19 protein-coding genes are annotated in these 22502 nt (G+C 59.3%); 4 read left to right on the forward strand and 15 right to left on the reverse strand.

The genetic code is table 11. The annotated features are described in order from the left end of the window. Window positions 1-935 precede the first annotated feature (935 nt). A complete protein-coding gene (locus tag CFBP1590_RS06775) occupies window positions 936-1562 on the forward strand; it encodes a response regulator transcription factor (protein WP_004881876.1) in 627 nt (208 codons plus the stop codon). A 149-nt stretch (window positions 1563-1711) separates the two neighbouring features. Here CFBP1590_RS06775 and CFBP1590_RS06780 read toward each other — a convergent pair whose 3' ends face one another. From CFBP1590_RS06780 to metG, 4 genes are all read right to left on the reverse strand, one after another. Next, entirely contained in the window at window positions 1712-1894 is a 183-nt protein-coding gene (locus tag CFBP1590_RS06780; RefSeq protein WP_004881877.1) for a PA3496 family putative envelope integrity protein, read from the reverse strand. A 105-nt stretch (window positions 1895-1999) separates the two neighbouring features. Continuing rightward, a complete protein-coding gene (gene nth, locus CFBP1590_RS06785) occupies window positions 2000-2638 on the reverse strand; it encodes an endonuclease III (RefSeq protein WP_088234705.1) in 639 nt (212 codons plus the stop codon). A 105-nt stretch (window positions 2639-2743) separates the two neighbouring features. Further along, a complete protein-coding gene (gene rsxB / locus CFBP1590_RS06790; RefSeq protein ID WP_088234706.1) occupies window positions 2744-3784 on the reverse strand; it encodes an electron transport complex subunit RsxB in 1041 nt (346 codons plus the stop codon). Window positions 3785-3897: 113 nt separating this feature from the next. Beyond that, window positions 3898-5940 (reverse strand): methionine--tRNA ligase, encoded by a 2043-nt coding sequence (metG, locus tag CFBP1590_RS06795; protein WP_088234707.1) that lies wholly within the window; start codon window positions 5938-5940, stop codon window positions 3898-3900. 175 nt (window positions 5941-6115) lie between these two features. Between metG and apbC the strand changes: the two genes are divergently transcribed. Then, complete coding sequence (apbC, locus tag CFBP1590_RS06800) at window positions 6116-7210, forward strand: iron-sulfur cluster carrier protein ApbC (RefSeq protein WP_043306223.1); 1095 nt, start codon at window positions 6116-6118, stop codon at window positions 7208-7210. Between the two features lie 132 nt (window positions 7211-7342). Here the strand turns inward: apbC and CFBP1590_RS06805 are convergent, their stop codons facing one another. Then, window positions 7343-7552: a cold-shock protein gene (locus CFBP1590_RS06805; RefSeq protein ID WP_002554837.1), complete on the reverse strand. Its 210-nt coding sequence runs from the start codon at window positions 7550-7552 to the stop codon at window positions 7343-7345. Window positions 7553-7871: 319 nt separating this feature from the next. Here CFBP1590_RS06805 and dcd point away from each other — a divergent pair, with 319 nt between their 5' ends. Continuing rightward, window positions 7872-8438 carry a dCTP deaminase gene (dcd, locus tag CFBP1590_RS06810; protein WP_004881882.1) on the forward strand — a complete coding sequence of 189 codons (567 nt, stop codon included), beginning with the start codon at window positions 7872-7874 and terminating at the stop codon, window positions 8436-8438. Window positions 8439-8550: 112 nt separating this feature from the next. Further along, a complete protein-coding gene (locus tag CFBP1590_RS06815) occupies window positions 8551-8763 on the forward strand; it encodes a hypothetical protein (protein WP_029243717.1) in 213 nt (70 codons plus the stop codon). 67 nt (window positions 8764-8830) lie between these two features. On the opposite strand, the gene pdeM is transcribed toward CFBP1590_RS06815, so the two are convergent. The 10 genes from pdeM to CFBP1590_RS06865 all read right to left on the reverse strand — a co-directional run bounded on the left by pdeM (window position 8831) and on the right by CFBP1590_RS06865 (window position 22456). Next, on the reverse strand, window positions 8831-9487 hold the full coding sequence (pdeM, locus tag CFBP1590_RS06820; protein ID WP_088234708.1) for a ligase-associated DNA damage response endonuclease PdeM: 657 nt from the start codon (window positions 9485-9487) through the stop codon (window positions 8831-8833). Beyond that, window positions 9484-11973 carry a ligase-associated DNA damage response DEXH box helicase gene (locus CFBP1590_RS06825; protein ID WP_088234709.1) on the reverse strand — a complete coding sequence of 830 codons (2490 nt, stop codon included), beginning with the start codon at window positions 11971-11973 and terminating at the stop codon, window positions 9484-9486. The genes pdeM and CFBP1590_RS06825 overlap by 4 nt, the downstream gene beginning before the upstream one ends. Before the next feature lie 545 nt (window positions 11974-12518). Continuing rightward, window positions 12519-13283 (reverse strand): ABC transporter ATP-binding protein, encoded by a 765-nt coding sequence (locus CFBP1590_RS06830; protein ID WP_024694872.1) that lies wholly within the window; start codon window positions 13281-13283, stop codon window positions 12519-12521. A 9-nt stretch (window positions 13284-13292) separates the two neighbouring features. Then, on the reverse strand, window positions 13293-14411 hold the full coding sequence (locus CFBP1590_RS06835) for a succinylglutamate desuccinylase/aspartoacylase family protein (RefSeq protein ID WP_088234710.1): 1119 nt from the start codon (window positions 14409-14411) through the stop codon (window positions 13293-13295). Window positions 14412-14425: 14 nt separating this feature from the next. Beyond that, window positions 14426-15136: an ABC transporter permease gene (locus CFBP1590_RS06840; RefSeq protein WP_025996574.1), complete on the reverse strand. Its 711-nt coding sequence runs from the start codon at window positions 15134-15136 to the stop codon at window positions 14426-14428. Next, window positions 15133-15861: an ABC transporter permease gene (locus tag CFBP1590_RS06845; RefSeq protein ID WP_004888169.1), complete on the reverse strand. Its 729-nt coding sequence runs from the start codon at window positions 15859-15861 to the stop codon at window positions 15133-15135. Before CFBP1590_RS06845 ends, CFBP1590_RS06840 begins: the two co-directional genes overlap by 4 nt. Before the next feature lie 83 nt (window positions 15862-15944). Beyond that, a complete protein-coding gene (locus CFBP1590_RS06850) occupies window positions 15945-16727 on the reverse strand; it encodes a transporter substrate-binding domain-containing protein (protein WP_004888172.1) in 783 nt (260 codons plus the stop codon). Between the two features lie 335 nt (window positions 16728-17062). Beyond that, window positions 17063-18766, reverse strand: coding sequence for an ATP-dependent DNA ligase (locus tag CFBP1590_RS06855; RefSeq protein WP_088234711.1), 1704 nt, complete (start codon window positions 18764-18766; stop codon window positions 17063-17065). Continuing rightward, window positions 18763-19806 (reverse strand): ligase-associated DNA damage response exonuclease, encoded by a 1044-nt coding sequence (locus CFBP1590_RS06860; protein ID WP_088234712.1) that lies wholly within the window; start codon window positions 19804-19806, stop codon window positions 18763-18765. Before CFBP1590_RS06860 ends, CFBP1590_RS06855 begins: the two co-directional genes overlap by 4 nt. Before the next feature lie 175 nt (window positions 19807-19981). Next, window positions 19982-22456, reverse strand: a complete 2475-nt coding sequence (locus CFBP1590_RS06865; protein WP_088234713.1) for a penicillin acylase family protein — start codon at window positions 22454-22456, stop codon at window positions 19982-19984. Window positions 22457-22502: the final 46 nt, after the last annotated feature.

Genomic DNA, 22502 nt, shown 5'->3' on the forward strand with positions numbered 1-22502 from the left:
CGTTCTGATGCCGTCTGTGAGTTTTGTAGTATTTTTCCTCTTCGATGCTTTTGCTATGGCGTTGAGCAAAAATATAGTATTAGCTTTCTGTCGAATGAGCCATTTTCGATGTGAAAGGCAAGAGAAGTACTAAAGTTTTTGTAAGAAATGGCGATGGCATCTGTTTATGTGATTTACTGTCGGCTATCGGTAAAGGCATGTGACGTTAGAGGAGACGGGTCAGGGAGGCCTGGGTAGAGGTAGTAGGAGTGTGTAGGACGTTTCTGGATTTAATGTAGGCTCTCTCTCTAAACATATATATATACAAAAAGATCATTTTTTTGTGTGATTTTCAACAGAGTCAGGACATTGCCCTGGAGATGAGGGTAGGCCTGGCGGAGCAGGGTTCGAAGAGTAGTGTTCTGTTACATCCAGTCTCACTGCTTTCAACCGAAAGACACTCTGGCTCGGAAGCCGGGAACAGATGCTATCGTCATGCTTGAAATCGACGGCCGTAAAAGGGTTCGGCACGTTGCAAGCGCAAGCGTTTTCAGAAGACAAAAATCTAAGGAGAAATGCATCTGCCCCTGGATGATGGCACTGCGCTGGTTCAGGGGCATCTTACGGCGACCCGTACGGATTGGTTTTAATTGAAGTGACGCTCAAATCAGTCAGTAATCGATTAACGGTCGGGTTCGCTATACATCCTGTCCGGTACGCAGGTGCTCTATTCCGCTGCTCCGGCTAGTCATACTGTTATCGAATTCCGATAAGGAAGGCTCTGTGAAAAAGATAAGAAAGAGCTCGTTCGTCTCGAGTTTTGTAGGAATATTCCGCAGTAAATGTATGAACGGTCTTTGGGTGTTGGTACTCGGGGGGGAGCGCCATGCAAAGCACTAAACGACTAAGCTATTGTGCTGACTCTGAAAATTCGAATAGCGAAAATTGGACTGCCCATGAATAAAGTGCTGATCGTGGATGATCATCCTGTCATTCGCCTTGCTGTACGCATGCTGATGGAGCGTCATGGCTATGAGGTCATTGCGGAGACAGACAATGGAGTGGACGCACTGCAACTGGCCCGTGAGCATCTGCCTGATATTGTCATCCTCGACATAGGTATCCCCAAACTCGACGGCCTCGAAGTCATCGCTCGGCTGTCTGCCATGACCCTGCCATTCAAGGTCCTGATCCTGACGTCACAGGCTCCCGGTCACTTTTCCATGCGTTGCATGCAGGCAGGTGCCGCCGGCTATGTCTGCAAGCAGCAGGATCTGACCGAGTTATTGAGTGCCATCAAGGCGGTGTTGTCGGGCTACAGCTATTTTCCCAACCAGGCACTGCACACGGTTCGATCCAGCATGGGCAACGCCAGTGAGTCGGAAATGGTTGATCGCCTGTCCGGGCGTGAAATGATGGTTCTGCAGCAATTGGCGAGAGGCAAGACCAACAAGGAAATTGCCGATGGCATGTTTCTGAGCAACAAGACTGTGAGTACCTACAAGACTCGACTGCTGCTCAAGCTCAATGCGCACTCGCTTGTCGATCTGATCGAACTGGCGCAGCGGAATGGACTGGTATGAGGTGGCGCAGGGCGGGTATCCAGCCAATAATGCTGGCGGACATCGAGCGTTGACATCTATCGGGAATTCACGGAAATAAAGCCTCTCTTCGCGAGGGGCTTTCACGCCATCACGTTAAACCCGGTGGGCTGCCTTGCCCGCTGAGAGCGCTATAGATCGAAATCGTAGTCCGCCAACTGTTTTTGCAAGCGACGTTCTTCCAGAAGATTGTCGATGGTGCGCCGTTTGCTCAAATTGGTCTTTGCTGGCTCCACGGCTACCTGCTCGACTTCGTCCGCATCAACAGCAACGAAATCATCCTCGACGTCTAATTGCTCTTTGCCAGTACTCATGAAGTGACTCCAGGCTTCGGCTCTATTGGCGCTCCTTATATCGACAAAGCTGTGGCGGGTAAAAAAGATTTTTTCAATCGATTCACTCGCTGGAATCTATCTGTATCAATCGTCAGAGGTTTTGAATTTGTAGTCGCAAAGGTCTTCAATGCGGCAACTCCCGCAGCGGGGCTTGCGCGCCTGGCATACGTAACGGCCGTGCAGGATAAGCCAGTGATGCGCATCCAGGAGGTAATCCCTGGGCACAAACTTCATCAGTTGCTTTTCGACCTCGACGACGTTCTTGCCGGGCGCGATGCCGGTGCGGTTGCTGACCCGAAAGATGTGGGTGTCTACGGCCATCGCCACCTGACGGAATGCGGTGTTGAGCACTACGTTCGCGGTCTTGCGTCCTACACCGGGCAGCGCTTCAAGGGCTTCGCGGGTCTCGGGGACTTCACCGTTGTGCCGTTCCATGAGCAGGCGGCAGGTTTCGATGACGTTCTTGGCCTTGCTGTTATACAGACCAATGGTCTTGATGTATTCGGACAGCCCATCGACACCGAGTGCATGAATTGCCTCGGGTGTGTTGGCGACAGGGTACAGCCGAGCGGTCGCCTTGTTGACGCTCACGTCGGTTGCCTGTGCCGACAGAATCACCGATATCAGCAACTCGAACGGCGTGGTGTAGGCCAGCTCGGTTTTGGGGTCCGGATTATCCTCGTGAAGCCTGCGGAAAATTTCCAGGCGTTTTGCGGCATTCATGGGCGAAGCGTTTCCTTGGGGCAGGTCATGAGGTGGGCACGGGTGTCGGCACGATAATGTGCCACTGTACTGCTCGAGTTGCCAAACCTGAGCATGCCTGTTACTTCAGGGCGATGAGTCCTGAGACCTGGCAAGCGCCTGTTCTGCGGCCTCAAGCGTCTGCACGGCAAGCGTTACGGCTTCTTCAAGCCTTGCCAACTGTTCTGGCCGAGCGTTGGATGCCTGCGCTTTCTTGAGGTCGGCATGGGCCATCGCCTGCTGGATTTTCGCACGCTTCACTGCGTTTGCATCGGGTTTCGCGACTGGCCGGGTCGGCACCACTTCCGGTGCCGACAAGAGCTTTTCCAGCACGCGTTCTGCGGCTTCGTACTCCTGCTGTAACACCACCAGACGTGCAGCCTGTTCGGCGACAGGTGGGTGACCGAAGGCTTTGAGGGATTTGTTCAATTGCGCCCGGCTCATAGCAACGGCGGCTCGTGCCCTTTTGAGTGTTTCATCGCCTGTGCCCGTTTTGGCGGTCTGCACCCGTTGCAGGGCAACTGCTGATGCCTCTGATCCTGATGCCGACTTTTGCGACCTCGCCATCCGCTCTGCATGACGTCGCTCCTGTTCGCGTTGCAACCGGGCATTGCGCGATTCAAATCGCTGGCGAGCGTGATCACGCTTGCGCAAACGAGCCTGTTGCTGCTGCGCATCAAGCGTCACGTCGCCCACAATCGGAATGACATCCATGGGGATGATCTGCGCCAAAGGCAATGGATGCATGTCAATGCAGTCTACGGGGCAGGGCGCCACGCACAAATCGCAGCCTGTGCACTCGTCGACGATCACCGTGTGCATCAGTTTGGCGGCTCCGACAATCGCGTCGACCGGGCAGGCCTGAATGCATTTCGTGCAGCCAATGCATTCGGCTTCGCGAATGAAGGCGACCTGGGCAGGTGCCGATCCGCGTTCGGTGTCCAGCGGCAAAACCGGAACCGCCAGCAGGCTGGCCAGATGAGCAATGGTCTCATCACCACCGGGTGGGCATTTATTGATTGCTTCGCCACTGGCGATGCCCTGCGCATAAGGCTTGCAACCGGGGTGCCCGCACTTGCCGCACTGTGTCTGCGGAAGAAGGGCGTCAATGTGCTGGATCAGGTTCATGCGCTTGCCGATAGGACCAGACTGTAGCGAGTAGAGGTCAGGAGATCATTCTTGCGGATATGCAAAAGCCCGGCATCCGTAAACGATCAGCGGATACCGGGCTTTGCGGGGTGTTACTTGATGCGCTGGCCGGGCTTGGCGCCGCTGTCCGGGCTGAGCAGGTAGATTTCTTCGCCGCCGGGACCTGCCGCCATCACCATGCCTTCCGAAATGCCGAAGCGCATTTTGCGGGGCTTGAGGTTGGCGATCATCATGGTCAGGCGACCTTCCAGCTCGCTCGGGTTCGGGTAAGCGCTCTTGATGCCGGAGAACACATTGCGCTGCTCGTCACCGATATCGAGTGTCAGACGCAGCAGTTTGTTCGCGCCTTCCACGTGTTCGGCCTTGAGGATTAATGCGACGCGAAGGTCCACTGCCGCGAATGCATCGAAATCGATTTCCGCGCAAAGAGGATCCTTGGCCAGTTCGCCGTTACCCTGGGGCGCTGTATCAGTCGCGCTCGCAGTCAGATCTTCCTTGGATGCAGCTGTCATGGCTTCCACCTTGACCGGATCGATCCGGGTCATCAGGGCCGAGAACGGATTGAGCTGATGGTCGACCAGCAGTGTCTTGTGATCATCCCAGGTCAGCGGTGCGACGTTGAGGAACGCCTCGGCGTCGGCCGCCAGCTTCGGCAGCACCGGTTTTAGGAAGATCACCAGCTGGCGGAACAGGTTGATGCCCAATGCGCAGACGGCCTGCACTTCGTCCTGCTTGCCTTCCTGCTTGGCCAGCGCCCAGGGCGCCTTTTCGGCAATGTAGGCATTGGCGCGGTCGGCCAGGGCCATGGTTTCGCGCATGGCGCGGGCGAAATCGCGGGCTTCGTAAGCATCAGCGATGCTCGGCGCGGCAGCCAGGAAGGCGTCGGTCAGTTCCGGCGCGGCATTGGCAGACACCATGACACCGGCATTGCCCTTGTGAATGAAGCCGGCGCAACGGCTGGCGATGTTCACGACCTTGCCGATCAGGTCCGAGTTGACCTTCTGGATGAAGTCTTCCAGGTTGAGGTCCAGGTCATCTACGCCACGGCCCAGTTTCGAGGCGTAGTAATAGCGCAGGTACTCAGGGGACAGGTGATCAAGGTAGGTGCGTGCCTTGATGAATGTGCCACGGGATTTGGACATCTTCTGACCATTGACGGTCAGGTAGCCATGGACATTGATGGCGGTCGGCTTGCGCAGCCCTGCGCCTTCCAGCATGGCGGGCCAGAACAGGGCGTGGAAATTGACGATGTCCTTGCCGATGAAATGGTACAACTCGGTAGTCGCGTCCTTGGCCCAATAGGCATCGAAGTCCAGATCCGGACGGCGTGCGCACAGGTTCTTGAAGCTGGCCATGTAGCCGATCGGTGCGTCCAGCCAGACATAGAAGTATTTGCCCGGCTCGTCAGGAATCTCGAAACCGAAGTACGGCGCATCGCGGGAGATGTCCCACTGTTGCAGGCCACTGTCCAGCCATTCGGCGATCTTGTTGGCGACGGCGTCCTGCAGTGTTCCGCTGCGTGTCCAGCCCTTGAGCATGGCGTCGAAGGCGGGCAGGTCGAAGAAGAAGTGCTTGGAATCCTTGAGCACGGGCGTCGCGCCGGAAATCGCCGATTTCGGGTCTTTCAGGTCGGTGGGCGCATAGGTGGCGCCGCACTTTTCGCAATTGTCGCCGTACTGGTCTTCGGTGCCACATTTCGGACAGGTGCCCTTGATGAAGCGGTCGGCCAGGAACATCTTCTTTTCAGGATCGAAGTACTGCGTGATCGAGCGCGTTGCGATATGCCCGGCATCGCGCAGACGGGTGTAGATCATGCTCGACAGCTCGCGGTTTTCGTCCGAGTGCGTCGAGTGGAAGTTGTCGAAATCCACCAGGAAGTCGGCGAAGTCGGCGCTGTGCTCGGCCTTGACGTTGGCGATCAGCTGTTCAGGCGTGATGCCTTCCTTTTCGGCGCGCAGCATGATTGCCGAGCCGTGGGCATCGTCTGCGCAAACATAGGTGCACTGGTTGCCGCGGTGCTTCTGGAACCGCACCCACATGTCGGTCTGGATGTACTCGAGCATGTGGCCAAGGTGGATGGAACCATTGGCATAGGGCAGGGCGCTGGTAACGAGAATCTTGCGTGGCTCGGACATTGGGCTCGGCTACTTGAATTGGAACGGAGGTCGGCCACTATAAAGGTCTGAGCAATTTTTTTCACCTCGTGCCGCTGTGGGAATGCGCCCGGATGTGCAGCGAAACCATGTCGGCACACGACAGAACAGGTAGGATAGCCGCCTGTTTTAGTCAGTCTTTTTTCGGAGCGAGCCCATGAGCGCTGTCAATCGCGCGACGGTGGAGACGATTCTTCGCCAGTACACCGACCCTTATCTGAATCAGGACCCGCTCAGCGCTGGTTGCGTGCGGGCCATCGACATCGACGGATCACACGTCACCCTGCGGCTTGAGCTGGGCTATGCCGCTGACCTGTTCAAGAACGGCTGGGCGCATGTGTTGAAGACCGCGATCGAGAATATCGACGGGGTTTCGGCAGCGAAAGTCGAAATCGATACCGTGATCAGCGCCCACAAGGCGCAGAGTCAGATCCCGGGTCTGGCCAATGTGAAGAATATTGTGGCTGTTGCCTCGGGCAAGGGCGGTGTCGGTAAATCCACCACGGCAGCCAACCTGGCGCTGGCGCTGTCTCGCGAAGGTGCGCGGGTGGGCATTCTCGATGCGGACATCTATGGCCCGAGCCAAGGCGTGATGTTCGGTATCCCCGAAGGTACGCGGCCGAAGATCAAGGACCAGAAATGGTTCGTGCCGATCGAGGCGCACGGTATCGAAGTCATGTCGATGGCGTTCCTCACAGACGACAACACGCCGATGGTGTGGCGCGGTCCGATGGTTTCGGGCGCCTTGCTGCAACTCGTTACCCAGACTGCCTGGAATGACCTGGATTATCTGATTATCGACATGCCGCCAGGTACCGGTGACATCCAGCTGACGCTGGCGCAGAAAGTCCCGGTGGCTGGCGCCGTCATCGTTACCACGCCGCAGGATCTCGCCTTGCTGGATGCGCGTAAGGGCGTCGAGATGTTCCGCAAGGTCAATATTCCGGTGTTGGGTGTCGTGGAAAACATGGCAGTGCACATCTGCTCGAATTGCGGACACGCCGAGCATCTGTTCGGTGAGGGTGGGGGAGAGAAGCTGGCGTCGCAGTACGACGTCGAGTTGCTGGCCTCATTGCCGCTGTCGATGTTGATTCGCGAGCAGGCCGATGGTGGCAAGCCGACAGCGATTGCCGAGCCGGAGAGTCAGATTGCGATGGTGTATCAGGAATTGGCTCGCCATGTCGGCGCGCGGATCGTTCTGCAGGAAGCGGCCAGTCCGGCGATGCCGACGATCTCTGTCAGTGACGACTGATCGGTAAGAAAATATCGAGTGTGGGTCGGCCTGTTCGGCCCCATTCAAGTCGGCAGCCAAGCCTTTGCTCGAATCGCAGGCAATAAAAAACCCCGCTTTTGAGGGCGGGGTTTTTAAGCGAATCAGTACAAGTTAGATAACTTGAACTTCTTCAGCTTGCATGCCTTTCTGACCGCGGGTAGCGATGAAAGAAACCTGTTGGCCTTCTTTCAGGCTTTTGAAGCCGTCGGATTGGATAGCTTTGAAGTGCACGAACAGGTCGTCACCGGATTGTGGAGTGATGAAGCCGAAGCCTTTTTCATCGTTGAACCACTTAACGGTACCAGTTTGGCGATTGGACATAGTATATCTCCTTGGACAAAGTTAACTGCGGCGTAGGAAGAGCCCTGGCCGAGACTGAGTGCAAAGAGCTGGAAAATTCATGGAGATGGTTGGATCGAAATTCAACATCGTGTAGAGATTCTCAGTGACACAAGCAACACAGTGACGCCACCTTAACCCTTTTTGTCGGACGTGCCAATGGTCTATTGATGATTATTTCCATTCGCTTCGAAACGGCGGCCCAGGTCTCGCCAGCTATACATATGTTGCCTTTGAACACGTGGCGCAGGCCCGGTAAGATGCCCAACATCTTTTTCACCTCGCAAATCAGGACATCGCCATGAGCATCAAATCGGACAAGTGGATTCGCCGCATGGCGCAGGAACACGGCATGATCGAGCCCTTCGTCGAGCGTCAGATGCGTGGCGAAGGTGCCAACCGGCTGATCTCCTTTGGTGTGTCGAGCTACGGCTACGATGTGCGTTGCGCCGACGAATTCAAGGTCTTCACCAACATCAATTCGGCCACTGTCGATCCGAAAAACTTCGATGAAAAAAGTTTTGTCGACATCAAGAGTGACGTCTGCATCATTCCGCCCAACTCGTTCGCACTGGCTCGCACCGTCGAATATTTCCGGATTCCGCGCAACGTCCTGACCATCTGTCTGGGAAAAAGCACCTACGCGCGCTGCGGGATTATCGTCAACGTGACGCCGCTCGAGCCTGAGTGGGAAGGCCACGTGACGCTGGAGTTCTCCAACACCACGACGTTGCCCGCGAAGATCTACGCCAACGAAGGCGTGGCACAGATGCTGTTTCTGGAGTCGGACGAAGAGTGTGAGGTTTCCTACAAGGACCGTGGCGGCAAGTATCAGGGCCAGCGTGGCGTCACACTGCCACGGACCTGATTTTGCGGTTGTTTCCTGTCCTTGAATGGAATTAATGTTCGTTTTCGCACTCTATTCCCTCACATGCATTCGTTTACAGTTGTAGGCGAAGGCCATTGATCAGGAGTGACCTATGAAGACAACGTTCAAAACCTCTGAACAGGAAACATCTCCTCCGCTCAACGAGATTGGCCTGCTGGCCTGGTCTCTGATGGCTCATACAGAATTGAACATGGTGGGAGGCGGTGTTCCGGGGCAACCGGATCCTGATACTCCGTTCCCGCAACCTGCGGAGCCCGGTGAACCTACCTTGCCGGATGAGCCGCCACCCGCCCCTGTAGCCTGATTCCTGAACGCCCGCTGCCTTTCGACAGGCAGCGGGCGTTTTTCATTTTCAAGCCATTTGACTCGTCTCAGGCCACACGCCAGATCGCGCCGTCGCCGGTCACATAAATGGTCGTGCCGATGGCTGGCTGAATATTGAATCCGCCCGTGAACTCCCCGAACGCTGGCAGCAGACTGATTCGCTCGCCCAAGTAGAAACACGCCAGCCGCAGGCTCTGTCGCCCTCGTCCGTGCAACCGGTAGACCGGGTGAACGTGCCCGGCCAGAACGTGATGAGTCGCATGCGGGTCCGGTTCATGCTGCAAGGCGAACGGGCCGAGCAGCAGCGGTTCCGGTACTACATCGATGTTCAGGCTGGATGGCGGATCTCCAGCGCGCTTGTCGTGGTTGCCGCGGATCAAGGTGATCTTCAGTCCTGACCTGCGTTCTCTCCACTCGTGCAGCGTACTGAGCGTACTCAGCGCGTGGGATTCGGGAGCGTGCAGAAAATCGCCAAGAAAGATCAGGTGCTCGCAGCGATACTCATCCAGTAATTGATCCAGACGTCGCAGGTTCTCCTGGGTCGTGCCATGCGGCACAGGCTGGCCCAGTTTGCGGTAGGCCGCTGCCTTGCCAAAGTGGGCGTCGGCGATCAGCAGGGCGTGTTCGGCCGGGTAATAGATGGCCTTGTCTGCCAGCAACCATAACTCCTCGTCTGCCAGCGTGATGGCCATGCAGGGTTTCATCGTTCAGGCTCCGGCCCTGCGGCTTTTTCGAGGTCGCGCACCATGCGAGCAATGCGGTCGGCCAGTTTTTCCGAGCTGAGGCTTTCGCGAAAGCGCTCCACCAGCAACGGAAACGCCAGCGGGGTGGCACGCTTGATCGTATGCAGATCGAGCCTGCGGCTGTTGATCTGGCGCAGGGTCTCTTCCAGCCGGACCAGATCCAGCTCCTGGCGCAGCACTTCCTGCTCCGCTTGAGTCAGCAGCATGTTGCCGGCGTCGTACTGTTTGAAGACCTCGAAAAACAGCCCGCTGGAGGCCTGCAATTGACGGTTGCTCTTGGCCGCGCCGGGATAGCCTGAAAACACCAGGCCCGAGATGCGAGCGATTTCCCGAAAGCGTCTCAGCGCCAGTTCGCCCGCGTTGAGGCTGGCGATGATGTCAGCCATCAGATCGACTTCCGAAAACAGATCGTCATCGAGCACCTGCGCCCAATCAAGCTCGCTGGCACTCAGCAGTTCCAGCCCGTAATCATTGACGGCTATCGAAAACGTCAGCGGCTGGTGTCGGCTCAGACGCCAGGCCAGCAGGCTCGCCAGCCCCAGGTGCACATGGCGCCCGGCGAACGGATAGAGAAACAGATGCCAGCCCTCGCGGGACTTGAGCGTCTCGGCCAGCAGCGTGTCGTGTTGCGGCAATCCGGACCACTGGCGCTGCACTTCCAGCAGTGGTTTGACGGCCTGCATCTCGGGACTTTCGAAACGGCCATGCGCGGCAGCGTCGAATTTCTCCACCACAGCGTCCGCCAGCTCGCTGGACAGCGGCATACGCCCGCCATTCCAGCGCGGCACGGCGGCTTTCTTGCCGGTGGCGCGTTTTACGTAGGCGGTCATGTTCTCGACCCTGACCAGCTCCAGCAGCCGACCTGCGAACAGAAAGCCATCGCCGGGCTTGAGGCGGGCGATGAAGCCTTCTTCGACGCTGCCAAGCGAACCGCCGCCGCCACCTTTCTTCCAGTATTTGAGGTTGATTGTGGCATCGCTGACGATGGTGCCGACGCTCATCCGGTGGCGACGCGCGAGTCGCGCATCGGGCACGCGCCAGATGCCGTGTTCGTCCGGCTCGGCGCGGCGGTAGTCGGGGTAGGCGGTGAGTGAGTGGCCGCCATTGCGAACGAAGGCCAGTGCCCATTGCCACTGTTCGTCGCTCAGGTCCCGGTACGCCCAGGCTGTGCGCACTTCCGCCAACAGCTCATCCGGCACAAAGCCTCCGCCCAGCGCCACGCTGACTAGATGCTGCACCAGCACATCCAACGGTTGGTGAGGCGACTCTCTTGGCTCGATCATGCGGGCCGCTACGGCGTCGTGGGCGGCGGCCGCTTCCACCAGTTCAAGGCTGTGGGTCGGCACCAGCGTAACGCGTGAAGGGCGGCCAGGTGCGTGACCCGAGCGACCGGCACGTTGCATCAGACGTGCGACGCCCTTGGGGGAACCGATCTGCAGCACGCGCTCCACGGGCAGGAAATCCACACCCAGATCCAGACTGGAGGTGCAGACCACGGCCTTGAGCGAGCCTTCCTTCAATGCCCGTTCTACCCAGTCGCGTACTTCGCGGGCCAATGAGCCATGATGCAGGGCGATCAGTCCTGCCCAGTCCGGGCGCGCTTCGAGCAACGCCTGATACCAGATTTCTGACTGTGCGCGAGTGTTGGTGAACAGCAGGCAACTGGCGCTTTTCTCTACTTCTGCAACTACCTGCGGCAGCATGCGCAGGCCCATGTGTCCGGCCCACGGAAAGCGTTCAATGGAACGCGGCAGGAGCGTATCGACCTGCAGCTGTTTGACGACTTTGCCTTGAACCGTGACGCCGCCTTCGCCCAGCAACACCTCCTGTGCGTGCTGCTGATTACCGAGCGTGGCCGAAATGCCCCACACGATCAGTTGCGGATTCCATTGGCGCAAACGGGCGAGCGCCAGTTGCAGCTGAACGCCGCGCTTGTTGCCGATGAGTTCATGCCACTCGTCGACGACAACCATGCGCAACGTGGAAAGCGTCGGCTGGGCATCGGCGCGGGTCAGCAGCAGGGTCAGGCTTTCAGGCGTGGTAATCAGTGCCGATGGCAGACGACGTCCTTGCCGGGCTCGCTCGCTGCTGCTGGTATCGCCAGTGCGCAGGCCCACAGACCAGTTGATGTCCAGCTCGGCCAACGGAGCTTCCAGTGCGCGTGCGGTGTCTGCGGCGAGGGCGCGCATAGGCGTGATCCACATGACGCTCAATGGCGCGGCGGGTGGCTTTTTCTTGCGGGGTTTGTCTTCGGGCGGGGTTTTGGTGGTGGCAAAGCGGTTAAGGGCTGCGAACCACACCGCATAAGTCTTGCCCGAGCCGGTGCTGGCATGCAACAGGCCGGACTCGCCCTGTTTCACGGCTGCCCAGACTTCCTTTTGAAACGCGAACGCCTTCCAGCCTCGGGCCCGAAACCATCGCTGAGCGAAATCGTTGGGTCTGCTCATGCGGTTGAAAATGCTCTGAAGGGCGATAGTTCAGAGACAGCGGGAAAAGGGTAATAGTTTTAAACGGTTATGTATGGCGTGGCGCACCTGGACGCGGAGCGTCCTGAGCGGCGTTACCACCCGGAGCACTCATCGTTATACACAAGTCCGAAAGACGCGCAAAACGGGGCCAAAACGAAAGTGTCTGACTAAATGCCTACCCCGTGGGAGGCGGCAAGACTCGGGCATAACGCTGAGCACAAGCATGGGCATGGGCATGATCGGCGTGCTTGATATCACGCTGATCGTTCCTACGCTCCGCGTGGGAATGCCTCTCAGGACGCTCCGCGTCCGCTCTCGAATGTGGCGCAGATGCGTGGACAAGCTCCGGCGTTATCCACGTCATACGCTCGGCTCACTGAATCCGCAATCTGTGCCATTTGTGACGCGGAGCGTCACGGGATGCATGCCCACGCGAAGCGATGGGCACGATCAGTGTTGAGGCGGACTTGTGTATAACGAGAGCGTGGGAACGATCATCGCATCGCAGCGCGTCACCTGCGCATTTACTTCAGGTTTCCGCTCAGGAACTGCTGCAGCCGTTCGCTCTTGGGGTTGTTCAAGACTTCGTCCGGGTGACCGGACTCTTCGATCTGGCCCTGGTGCAGAAACACCACCTGGCTTGCGACCTTGCGGGCGAAGCCCATTTCGTGGGTCACCAGGATCATGGTGCGTCCTTCATCGGCCAGACCCTGAATCACCTTCAGCACTTCACCGACCAGCTCCGGGTCGAGCGCCGAGGTCGGTTCGTCGAACAGCATGATTTCCGGTTCCATCGCCAGCGCACGGGCAATCGCCACGCGCTGTTGCTGGCCGCCGGACAGGAACGCCGGATACTGATCGGCCACGCGCTCAGGCAGGCCAACCTTGTCCAGGTATTTGCGTGCGCGGGCTTCGGCTTCGGCCTTGGGCACGCCCAGCACCCGGCGTGGCGCCATGGTGATGTTTTCCAGCACGGTCATGTGCGCCCACAGGTTGAAGTGCTGAAACACCATCGCCAGGCGGGTGCGGATCCGCTGCAGTTCGTCCGGGTCTGCAACGCGCATGCCGTCCTTGTCGCTGACCATGCGCACCTGCTGGCCGTCCAGACTCATGGCGCCGTCGTTGGGTTGTTCCAGAAAGTTGATACAACGCAGGAACGTGCTCTTGCCCGAACCGCTGGCGCCGATCAGGCAGATCACATCACCGCTGCTGGCCTTGAGCGATACGCCTTTGAGCACCTCGTTGTCGCCATAGCGCTTGTGCAGGCCATCGATGGTCAGTTTGTACATGAGAGGTCCTCAAGGAGAAAGTAGGTAGCCGCTGCGGTAGGCCTGCGTGCCCGCGATATGGGCGATGACCATGCCAGCGGTGGCCATTCGGCGCAACGAGCGCGCATACAGCAGACCGGCGTTGAGCGCATGAATGCTGGTCACTGCGTCGCTGATCGGGTCGATGATTTCGGCGATCAGTTGCCCTGCATCGACGTGCTCGCCCGGCATCGCACAGAACACCAGCAAGCCGCCGACCGGTGTCGCGACCGGCTCGACTGCAGCCAGAGGCGTGGCGGGGTACAGCAGTTCGGGCGGCATCTGCCGTTCGCCGTCGATCAGGCCGAAGTCGATCAGGTAATTGATGATCGCCTGGCAATCGCGGCTCGCCAGTGAATGATTGACGTCGCCTTGCCCGCGCAACTCAAGGGTCACCGAGAAGCTGCCCATCGGGATCGGAAAGCGTTCGCCGAAGCGCTGCTGCAATTGCCACCAGACCAGCGTGAAGCATTCGTCGAACGACTGACCGCCAGAGTCGGTGGCCAGCAGACTGGCCTGCGCGCCGAGATAACGCGACAGCGGCTCGACCTTCGGCCAGGCCTCGGGCGTGGTGTACAGGTGCTCGACCGACTCGAAGTCACAGTGCAGGTCCAGCACCATGTCGGCGTCGCAGGCCAGCCGCTGAAGCGTCAGGCGCAGTGAGTGCAACTGGGTCGTGGCAGTCTGAGCGTTGAGGGCTGCACGCAGGCTGTCGCGCGCCAGCGTACGGTTCTGAATTGCGTCCTGGGTCAGCCGCGCTTCGATCTCGTCACCCACATGCTGCCCGAGGTCGACGAACCCGCGATTGAAATTCTGTCCGCTCTCCAGTTCATAGCGGCCCAGTGGAGTGTCCATCAACACCTGTTCCAGGCCGATGGGGTTGGCCACCGGCACCACGACGATTTCGCCCAGCAGACGACCGGCGTTTTCCAGTTCGGCCAGACGCTGCTTCAGGTACCAGGCGACCAGCATGCCGGGCAGTTCGTCAGCGTGCAGTGAAGCCTGAATGTAGACCTTGCCCGCGCCGTTCTGCGGCCCGTAATGAAAACTGTGAACGCAGCGCCCGGTGCCGGGCACCGGCGACAGCAAGTCATGGGTGTGATGCTGCATCGGTTCTGTCCTGATTAATGAGCGGGGCCGAGAAAGGCCAGCCAGCGACGTTCGGCAAGACGGAACAACCCGACCAGAATGAAGGTGACGGTCAGGTACATGACGGCAGCGATTCCGAAGGACTGGAAAGTCATGAAGGTTGCCGAGTTGGCATCCCGTGCGACTTTCAGAATGTCCGGCACCGTGGCAGTGAAGGCCACGGTGGTCGAGTGCAGCATCAGAATCACTTCGTTGCTGTAATAAGGCAGCGAGCGGCGCAGCACCGACGGCATGATCACATAGGCGTACAGCTTCCAGCCGCTCAAACCATAAGCCTTGGCCGCTTCGACCTCGCCGTGGGCCATGCTGCGGATCGCACCGGCAAAAATCTCGGTGGTGTACGCGCAGGTGTTCAGCGTGAACGCCAGGATGGTGCAGTTCATCGCGTCGCGAAAGAACGCATCCAGCAACGGCTGCTCACGCACTGCTGCAATGCTGTAAATGCCGGTGTAGCAGATCAGCAACTGTATATAGAGCGGGGTGCCGCGAAACAGGTAGGTGTAGAACTGCACCGGCCAGCGGACCCAGCGGTTCTTCGACACGCGGGCGATGGACAGCGGAATCGACAGGCAGAAACCGATGGCAATGGACGCGCTGAGCAGCCACATGGTCATGGCCAGGCCGGTCACGTTCACGCCGTCTGTATAAAGGAAGGGTTTCCAGTATTCCTGAAGTAACTCGATCATCGCTGCGCCTCCCGGCTGCCTGCGGCGTAATGCCGTTCAGCCCAGCGCAAGGCAAAGTTCGATGCACTGGTGATTGCCAGGTAGATCAGCGCCGCCAACACCAGAAAGTAGAACAGTTGATAGGTGCTCTTGCCTGCGTCCTGCGAGGCCTTGACCAGATCGGCGAGGCCGATGATCGACACCAGCGCGGTCGCCTTGAGCAGCACTTGCCAGTTGTTGCCGATACCCGGCAGGGCATAACGCATCATTTGCGGAAACACCACATAGCGAAACCGCTGGCCGCGTTTGAGGCCGTAGGCGGTGGCCGCTTCGATCTGACCCCGTGGCACGGACAGAATCGCGCCCCGGAAGGTCTCGGTGAAATACGCACCATAAATGAAACCCAGCGTGATGACGCCCGCGCTGAACGGGTTGATCTCGATGTATTCCCATTCCATCGCATCGGTCAGGCTGGTCAGCCAGGTTTGCAGGCTGTAGAAAATCAGCAGCATCAACACCAGATCCGGGACGCCGCGAATCAAGGTGGTGTAGACCTGTGCCGGCACGCGCAGCAGCGCTGAGCTCGACAGTTTGGCGCTGGCCCCGATCAGCCCGAGCACGATGCTCAGAAACAGGGACAGTACCGAAAGTTTGATGGTCATCCATGTGCCTTGCAGCAACAGAGGGCCGAAGCCCTTCAGGCTGAAAGCCGAAAGTCCGAGGGTGTGCATCAGTGAGTCGAGCATGGATAAAGCCTTGAGCGGTCACGAACAGAAACGCCCATCGAAGGGGCGGCGAATCATCGCCGAAATCGATGGGCGTCGGGGTGTTATTTACCGCTGTACAGATTCAGGTCGCCGAAGTGCTTCTTCTGGATTTCGGCGTAGGTGCCGTCATCGTGCAGGGCTTTGATGCCTTTATCGAGCAGTGCTTTCAGCTCTTTGTTGCCTTTGGCGATGCCGACGGCAGTCTTGGCTGGCAGCAGTTCGCTGTCGATTGGCTTGCTGACTTCATAGTCGGCGCCGGCTGGCGACTTCAGAAAGCCCAGTTCCGCCTGCAGCATGTCCTGGATGGAGGCGTCCAGACGGCCGGAGGTCAGGTCAGCGTAAACCTGATCCTGGTTGGCGTAGGCCTGGGTTTTCACGCCAGCCTTGTCGAGTACGGCCTTGGCGTAGGCTTCCTGGATGGTGCCTTGCTCGTAGCCTACGGTCTTGCCTTTCAGACTGGCTGGATCAGCCGTCAGGCCTGCACCTTTCTTGAACACCAGCGAGGTCGGGCCGGAGAACAGTTCGTTGGAGAAGTCGATGACTTTCTCGCGAGCAGGGGTCACGGTCATGGACGAGATCACGCCGTCGAACTTGCGAGCCTTGAGGCCAGGGATCATGCCGTCGAAATCGCTTTCGACCCACTTGCACGTCACTTTCAGCTCTTTGCAGATGGCGTTGCCCAGGTCGATATCGAAGCCCACCAGGCTGCCGTCGGCGGCTTTGGATTCGAACGGTGCGTAAGAAGGATCGACGCCAAAGCGCAGTTCCTTGTACTCCTTGGCCATTGTGTTACCAGCGGCCAGGCACAAAGCCAGTGCGGAAAGGGTCAGCCATGCTTTTTTCATTATTCAGTCCTTAAAACCTGATGGGGGTGTTGGGAACACGCGAGGCTTGTTGCTACCGGCGTAGGCCAGATGTTCTAAAAGTAGCAATTTCCGAACCAGAGAGACGAACGTGCGTTTGAAGTGTAAGCGGTTGTCGCTATTTCATATAAATGCATGGCGTTCTGCCTGCTCATCGCGGCTGAGGTCTGCGGGAAGGTCGGTTTTATAGGAAGCGAGTCGCTGAATGCCGGACGGGTGAAGCAGATTCGTAACGAACCGGCCGCACGAGCGGCGACAGAGTGGGTAGGAATGATCATATTTGGTGCGCTGCATTTCGAGCGCACCCTTGAGGTGCGTCAGCTCAACAGGTCCTGCAATGTGGCCAGACTGTCTGCCTCAGCAACCGGTTTGTCTTGCCGCCAGCGCAGCATTCGCGGGAAACGCACGGCAATCCCGCTCTTGTGCCGCTTGGACAGGGCGATGCCCTCAAAGCCCAATTCGAACACCAGCGTCGGGGTCACGCTGCTGACCGGGCCGAATTTCTCGACCGTGGTCTTGCGCACGATGGCGTCCACCTTGCGCATCTCTTCATCGGTCAGCCCGGAGTAGGCTTTGGCGAACGGCACCAGCGTGCGCTCGCTCGACTCAGGCGGGCCGTCCCACACCGCGAAGGTGTAATCGCTGTACAGACTGGCACGCCGTCCGTGGCCGCGTTGTGCATAAATCAGCACCGCATCCACGCTGAACGGATCGACCTTCCATTTCCACCACACGCCCATGTCTTTGGTGCGCCCGACGCCATACAGCGAATCACGCGCCTTGAGCATCATGCCCTCGACACCCAGGCTGCGGGAGGCTTCGCGCTGGTCGGCCAGGTCCAGCCAGTCCTTGCCGGTCAGTACCGGAGAGGGCAGGAGCACATCGCTGCGAGCCTCGCCGATCAGGATTTCCAGTTGCGCGCGGCGCTCATGTTGCGGACGGCTGCGCCAGTCGTGGCCTTCCCACTCGAGCAGGTCGTAGGCCAGGATCACGACCGGCACATCGGCGAGAATCTTTTTGCCCAGTGTCTTGCGGCCAATGCGCTGTTGCAGCAAGGCGAACGGTTGAACCGAGGGGCTGGCCTGCGACGCATCGCTGTCCAGCGCAAATTCCGCTTCGCTGTCAGGTGCGGCTTGCGGGGCTTTCCAGACCACGATTTCGCCGTCAATCACGGTGCCGTCCGGCAGGCACTGAACCAGGCTGTGCAGCTCGGGGAAGCGATCGGTGACCAGTTCTTCGCCGCGCGACCAGATCCACAGTCGTCCGTCGCGTTTGACGAGCTGCGCCCGAATGCCATCCCACTTCCATTCCACCTGCCAGTGCTCGGCCGGGCCCAGCAGTTCTTCGAACTGGTCGGCAGGCTGCTGCAGCGAGTGGGCGAGAAAGAACGGGTAGGGCTGACCGCCACGCTGTGCGTGCTCATCTTCCGATTCGGCGGCGATCAGTTTCAGATAACCCTCGGCGCTCGGCCGGTGTGACAGGTCGGTGTAACCCACCAGACGTTGCGCGACCCGCTTGCTGTCAATGTCTGCCAGCGCGGCGAGGGCGCGTGTGACCAGCAGTTTCGAGACGCCCACCCGGAAGCTGCCGGTGATCAGTTTGATGCAGACCATCAGGCTGCTGCGATCCAGTTGCGACCAGAACGCAGGCAAGCGCTCGGCCAGTTCTTCAGGCGGCAGGCCGCGCAGGGGCAGTAGCTTTTCTTCCATCCAGAGCGCCAGGCCTTCGTCGTTGCTGTGCTCGGCCTGTGGCAGCAGCAGTGACAGGGTTTCCGCCAGATCACCTACGGCCTGATAGCTTTCCTCGAACAGCCATTCCGGCAGATTGCCCAGCGTCATGGCCTGTTCGCGCAGGATGCGGGTTGGCACCAGCTGCCGGGGGCGTCCGCCGGACAGGAAGTAAACGGCCCAGGCCGCGTCCTGTGGTTCGGCCTGTTCGAAATACTCGCGCATGGCCGCGAGCTTGGCATTGCTCGAAGTGGTGGCGTCCAGCCGTGTATATAGCTCGGCAAAGGCTTTCATGACTGAGCCTCGCCTGTGCTCTCCGGCTCTGCTTGCGCAGAGGTGTTTGAGTCTTCCTCATCGCCGTATTCGGTGGTGAAGCCTTGCGCGTCAAGCCCCAGTTCGCGCAGGTAACGCACCAGTACGCCGACCGAACCGTGGGTGACCATCACCCGTTCCGCGCCGGTCTGTTCGATGGCCCACAAAAGGCCGGGCCAGTCGGCGTGATCGGACAGCACGAAGCCCCGATCCACGCCGCGCCGACGTCGTGTACCGCGCAGCATCATCCAGCCGCTGGCGAACGCGTCGCTGTACTCGCCGAAGCGCTTCATCCAACTGCTCCCGCCTGCCGACGGTGGCGCGAGAATCAGTGCCTGGCGCAGCGCGGGGTCGGTCTTCTTGAAATCACCTGCGTATTGGGTTTCCGGGATTCGAATGCCGCCCTCGCGGTACACCCGGTTCAACGGTTCGACCGCGCCGTGCACCAGAATCGGGCCGATGCTGGAGTCGATGCCGTGCAGGATGCGTTGCGCCTTGCCGAAGGAGTAGGCGAACAGCACGCTCGCCTTGCCCTGCTCGGCATTGGCGCGCCACCATTCGTTGATCCCTTCGAAAATCTGCGATTGAGGTGCCCATCGATAGATCGGCAGGCCAAAGGTCGATTCCGTGATGAAAGTGTGGCAACGCACTGGTTCAAAGGCTGCGCACGTGCCATCGGGCTCGACCTTGTAGTCGCCGGAGGCAACCCAGACTTCGCCCTCGTATTCCAGCCGCACCTGCGCCGAGCCCAGCACATGACCGGCCGGATGCAGGCTGAGCTTCACGCCGTGATGGGTGATCTGCTCGCCGTATTCGAGGGTTTGCAGATTGATGTCCTGACCCAGACGCGAACGCAGAATCCCCTCGCCACTGGCGGCCGACAGGTAACGCTCGTTACCGGTACGGGCATGGTCGCCGTGCGCATGCGTGATGACCGCCCGTTCGACCGGGCGCCAGGGATCTATATAGAAATCACCGGGTGGACAATACAAACCTTCGGGGCGCGCTACGACAAGATCCATGGGACAACCGTATGGATGGGCTTGTTAGCTATGAGCCGGGGCAGGGCGGGAAGTTCGTGGAGTTTTGGGGCGCACTGATACACAAGTTCGCCTCAACACTAATCGTGCCCATCGCTCCGCGTGGGAATGAATCCCGGGACGCTCCGCGTCCCGGCTTACGATCAGTTTGAGGGCGTTACTTGCCGGGCGTCAGTGTCAGACGCTGCTTGCCGTAACCCTTTTCATAGTTCGACTGCTGCAGCGGTATCGACATGTACTGCGCCTTGAGCCAGGGCTCGATGCTGTTGGCGTAGTACGGGCTGGCCGGGTTGCCGGACTGGCCGGTGCTGATCAGGCCCGTCATGGGTTCTACCAGGCTGAAGTCCACGATCATGCGCAATCCTGGTGCCATGCGCGCATCGAAGCCTTTGCCCCATTCGTAGCCGGACACGTTGATGGTCGTGTGGTCGCCGCCTGCCGGAACGGCGCTGCGGTTGTACTCGACACCGCCCATCTGCTTGACCAGCGGATTACTCGCGGTCCAGTTGTCACGATGCAGTTTGCCCCATTGCCAGGCCTTGTGGTCGCTGCCCAACAGGCTGTCGCCGCTGGTGACTGCCGCTGCCAGACTGCGCGCCAGAATCGCGGGCTTGTCTTCTTTCTGCGGGGTTTTGACGTCGTCCCAATAAGGGCTGTCGTCACGGCCCAGCAGGTGATCGGCCTGCGGCGAGTAAGAGGAGCCCGCGTTGGCGACCAGTGCCTGCCACGCCGGGCTGGTTTCAGGACCCAGTTCATCCAGGAAAATCTGTTTGGCGCTTTCCTGCAGGAACAGCTCGTACAGCGCAGCATCAGCCGAGGTGGCGCTCAGCTTGCCGTCGAACGCCATCAAGCGCGTATACGCCTCGCGTGCCTTGTTGCGATCGGCCTCGGGGAGTGCGTCGATGGCCTGTTTCAACGGTTTGCTCATGCCCGGCGCTTCGAACATCGTCTTGAGCTTGGCGGCGAACGTCGTGGTCTGGTCGTACTGCATGGCGACGGTGCTACGCAGGTCCTGTTTGCCGCCGTTGGCCAGTTCGGCGATCCGCTCGGCGCGCTCGGGGTTGCCCCACGAATTGGAAAGCTGCATGCCGTAGCCTTTCGGGATCGTGCGCTGGTTGGCTGTGGCGATCCAGCCCTGACGAGGATCTTGGTCGTAAGGATGCAGCATCGAATCGGCGAAACCGTCCCAGTCGTACTTGCCTTCCCAGCCCGGCGAAGGCAGCAGTCCCTGGCCTTCACGACGGTTCGGGAAACGCCCGGTGACCTGCCAGCCGATGTTGGAGGCGTCGGCAAACACCATGTTCAGGGTGATCGCCCGAATCTCGCGGCTGGTGTCGAACGCTTTCTCTACGTTCGGCGCGCGGGACAGATCGAAGAAGGCGTCCAGCGTCTTGTCGTCCTTGAAGCTCGGCGTTTGCAGCGCCAGGCTCAGGCCATTGCCGGGCGGTGTGGCGCTGGCGTTGAGCAATGCGCCGTGACGGGTCGCATAAACCGTTTCGCGAACGGCGCGGTTGCCTTTGACCAGAAAAGTCTCATCGTGGGCGATGGCGGGCACCCATTTGCCATCGGCCATGTAGGACACACGATTGCCTTCACGCTTGATCTTTTCCAGGAACAGGTCCTGATTGTCGCCTTTGACGTTGCTCATGCTCCACGCCAACTTGCCGTTGAAGCCGCTGAGCACCAGCGGCAGGCCTGCGATGGAGACGCCGGACACCTGATATTTCGGCGCACGGATCTGCACAAAGCTCCAGGCTGAGTTCAAACCACCCGGAAACTGCATGTCGCTGGCCAACAGGCTTTTGCCACTGCGGCTGCGCTGCGGCGCGATGGCCCAGTTGCTCGATGCAGCGACGCCCAGCATGTTCAGGTCGGAGAGTTGCAGGGCAACCTTGTTCAGGTCGCTCAGGTCATTGACCTGATTGTTGAGGTTCAGGCCCTTGAGCTTGTCAGCCTCGGCGAACGGCAGCTCTTCATCGGGATAGGTGGGCAGCAGCCAGGCCAGTTTGTCAGCCCCGACTTTCTGCGCCAGTACCAGCCCGGACAGCTCTTCCTGCAGGTTCACCGACTGGCTGAAGTTGAGCAGGGCGAAAATCAGCGCCGAGTCTTCGGGTTTCCAGTACTCAGGCTTGTAGCCCGAGTTGGCGACGTCGGCCGGGAGCTTGTCGCGGTAGCGGAACAGATAGGCGTTCACGCCGCGTGCATAAACGTCGAAGAAACGCTTGAGGCGTGGCGACGATGCATTATAAAGATCGCTCGCGTTCTGCTTCAGGTTGACCGACCGCATCAGGCGGTCCACTTCCAGCGCGTCAGGCCCCGCCATTTCCGACAGACGGCCCTGCGCCAACAGGCGCATGCCGAGCATCTGGCTGATGCGGTCGCCAGCATGCACATAGCCCAGCGTAAAAAGCGCGTCGTGGTAAGTGCTGCTTTCAATCAGCGGCATGCCCATGCTGTTGCGCCGCACCGATACATTCTGCGCCAGGCCTTTGAGCGCGAAAGTCCCGGAGGCAGGGAGCAGCGTGTCGTTATCACCACCGCCCAACTGGCAACCCGCCAGGCTCAGGAAACTCACCGCAGCGGCGGTAGCGCCAAAACGAGGCAGAAAATGTAGAAAGGCTGGCGAGGCCATGGGCAAGCTCCTGGAGGGGATATGTACAAAAGCCGCTACGTTAGTG

Source organism: Pseudomonas viridiflava (assembly GCF_900184295.1).
GTDB classification, from domain to species: Bacteria; Pseudomonadota; Gammaproteobacteria; order Pseudomonadales; family Pseudomonadaceae; genus Aquipseudomonas; species Aquipseudomonas viridiflava.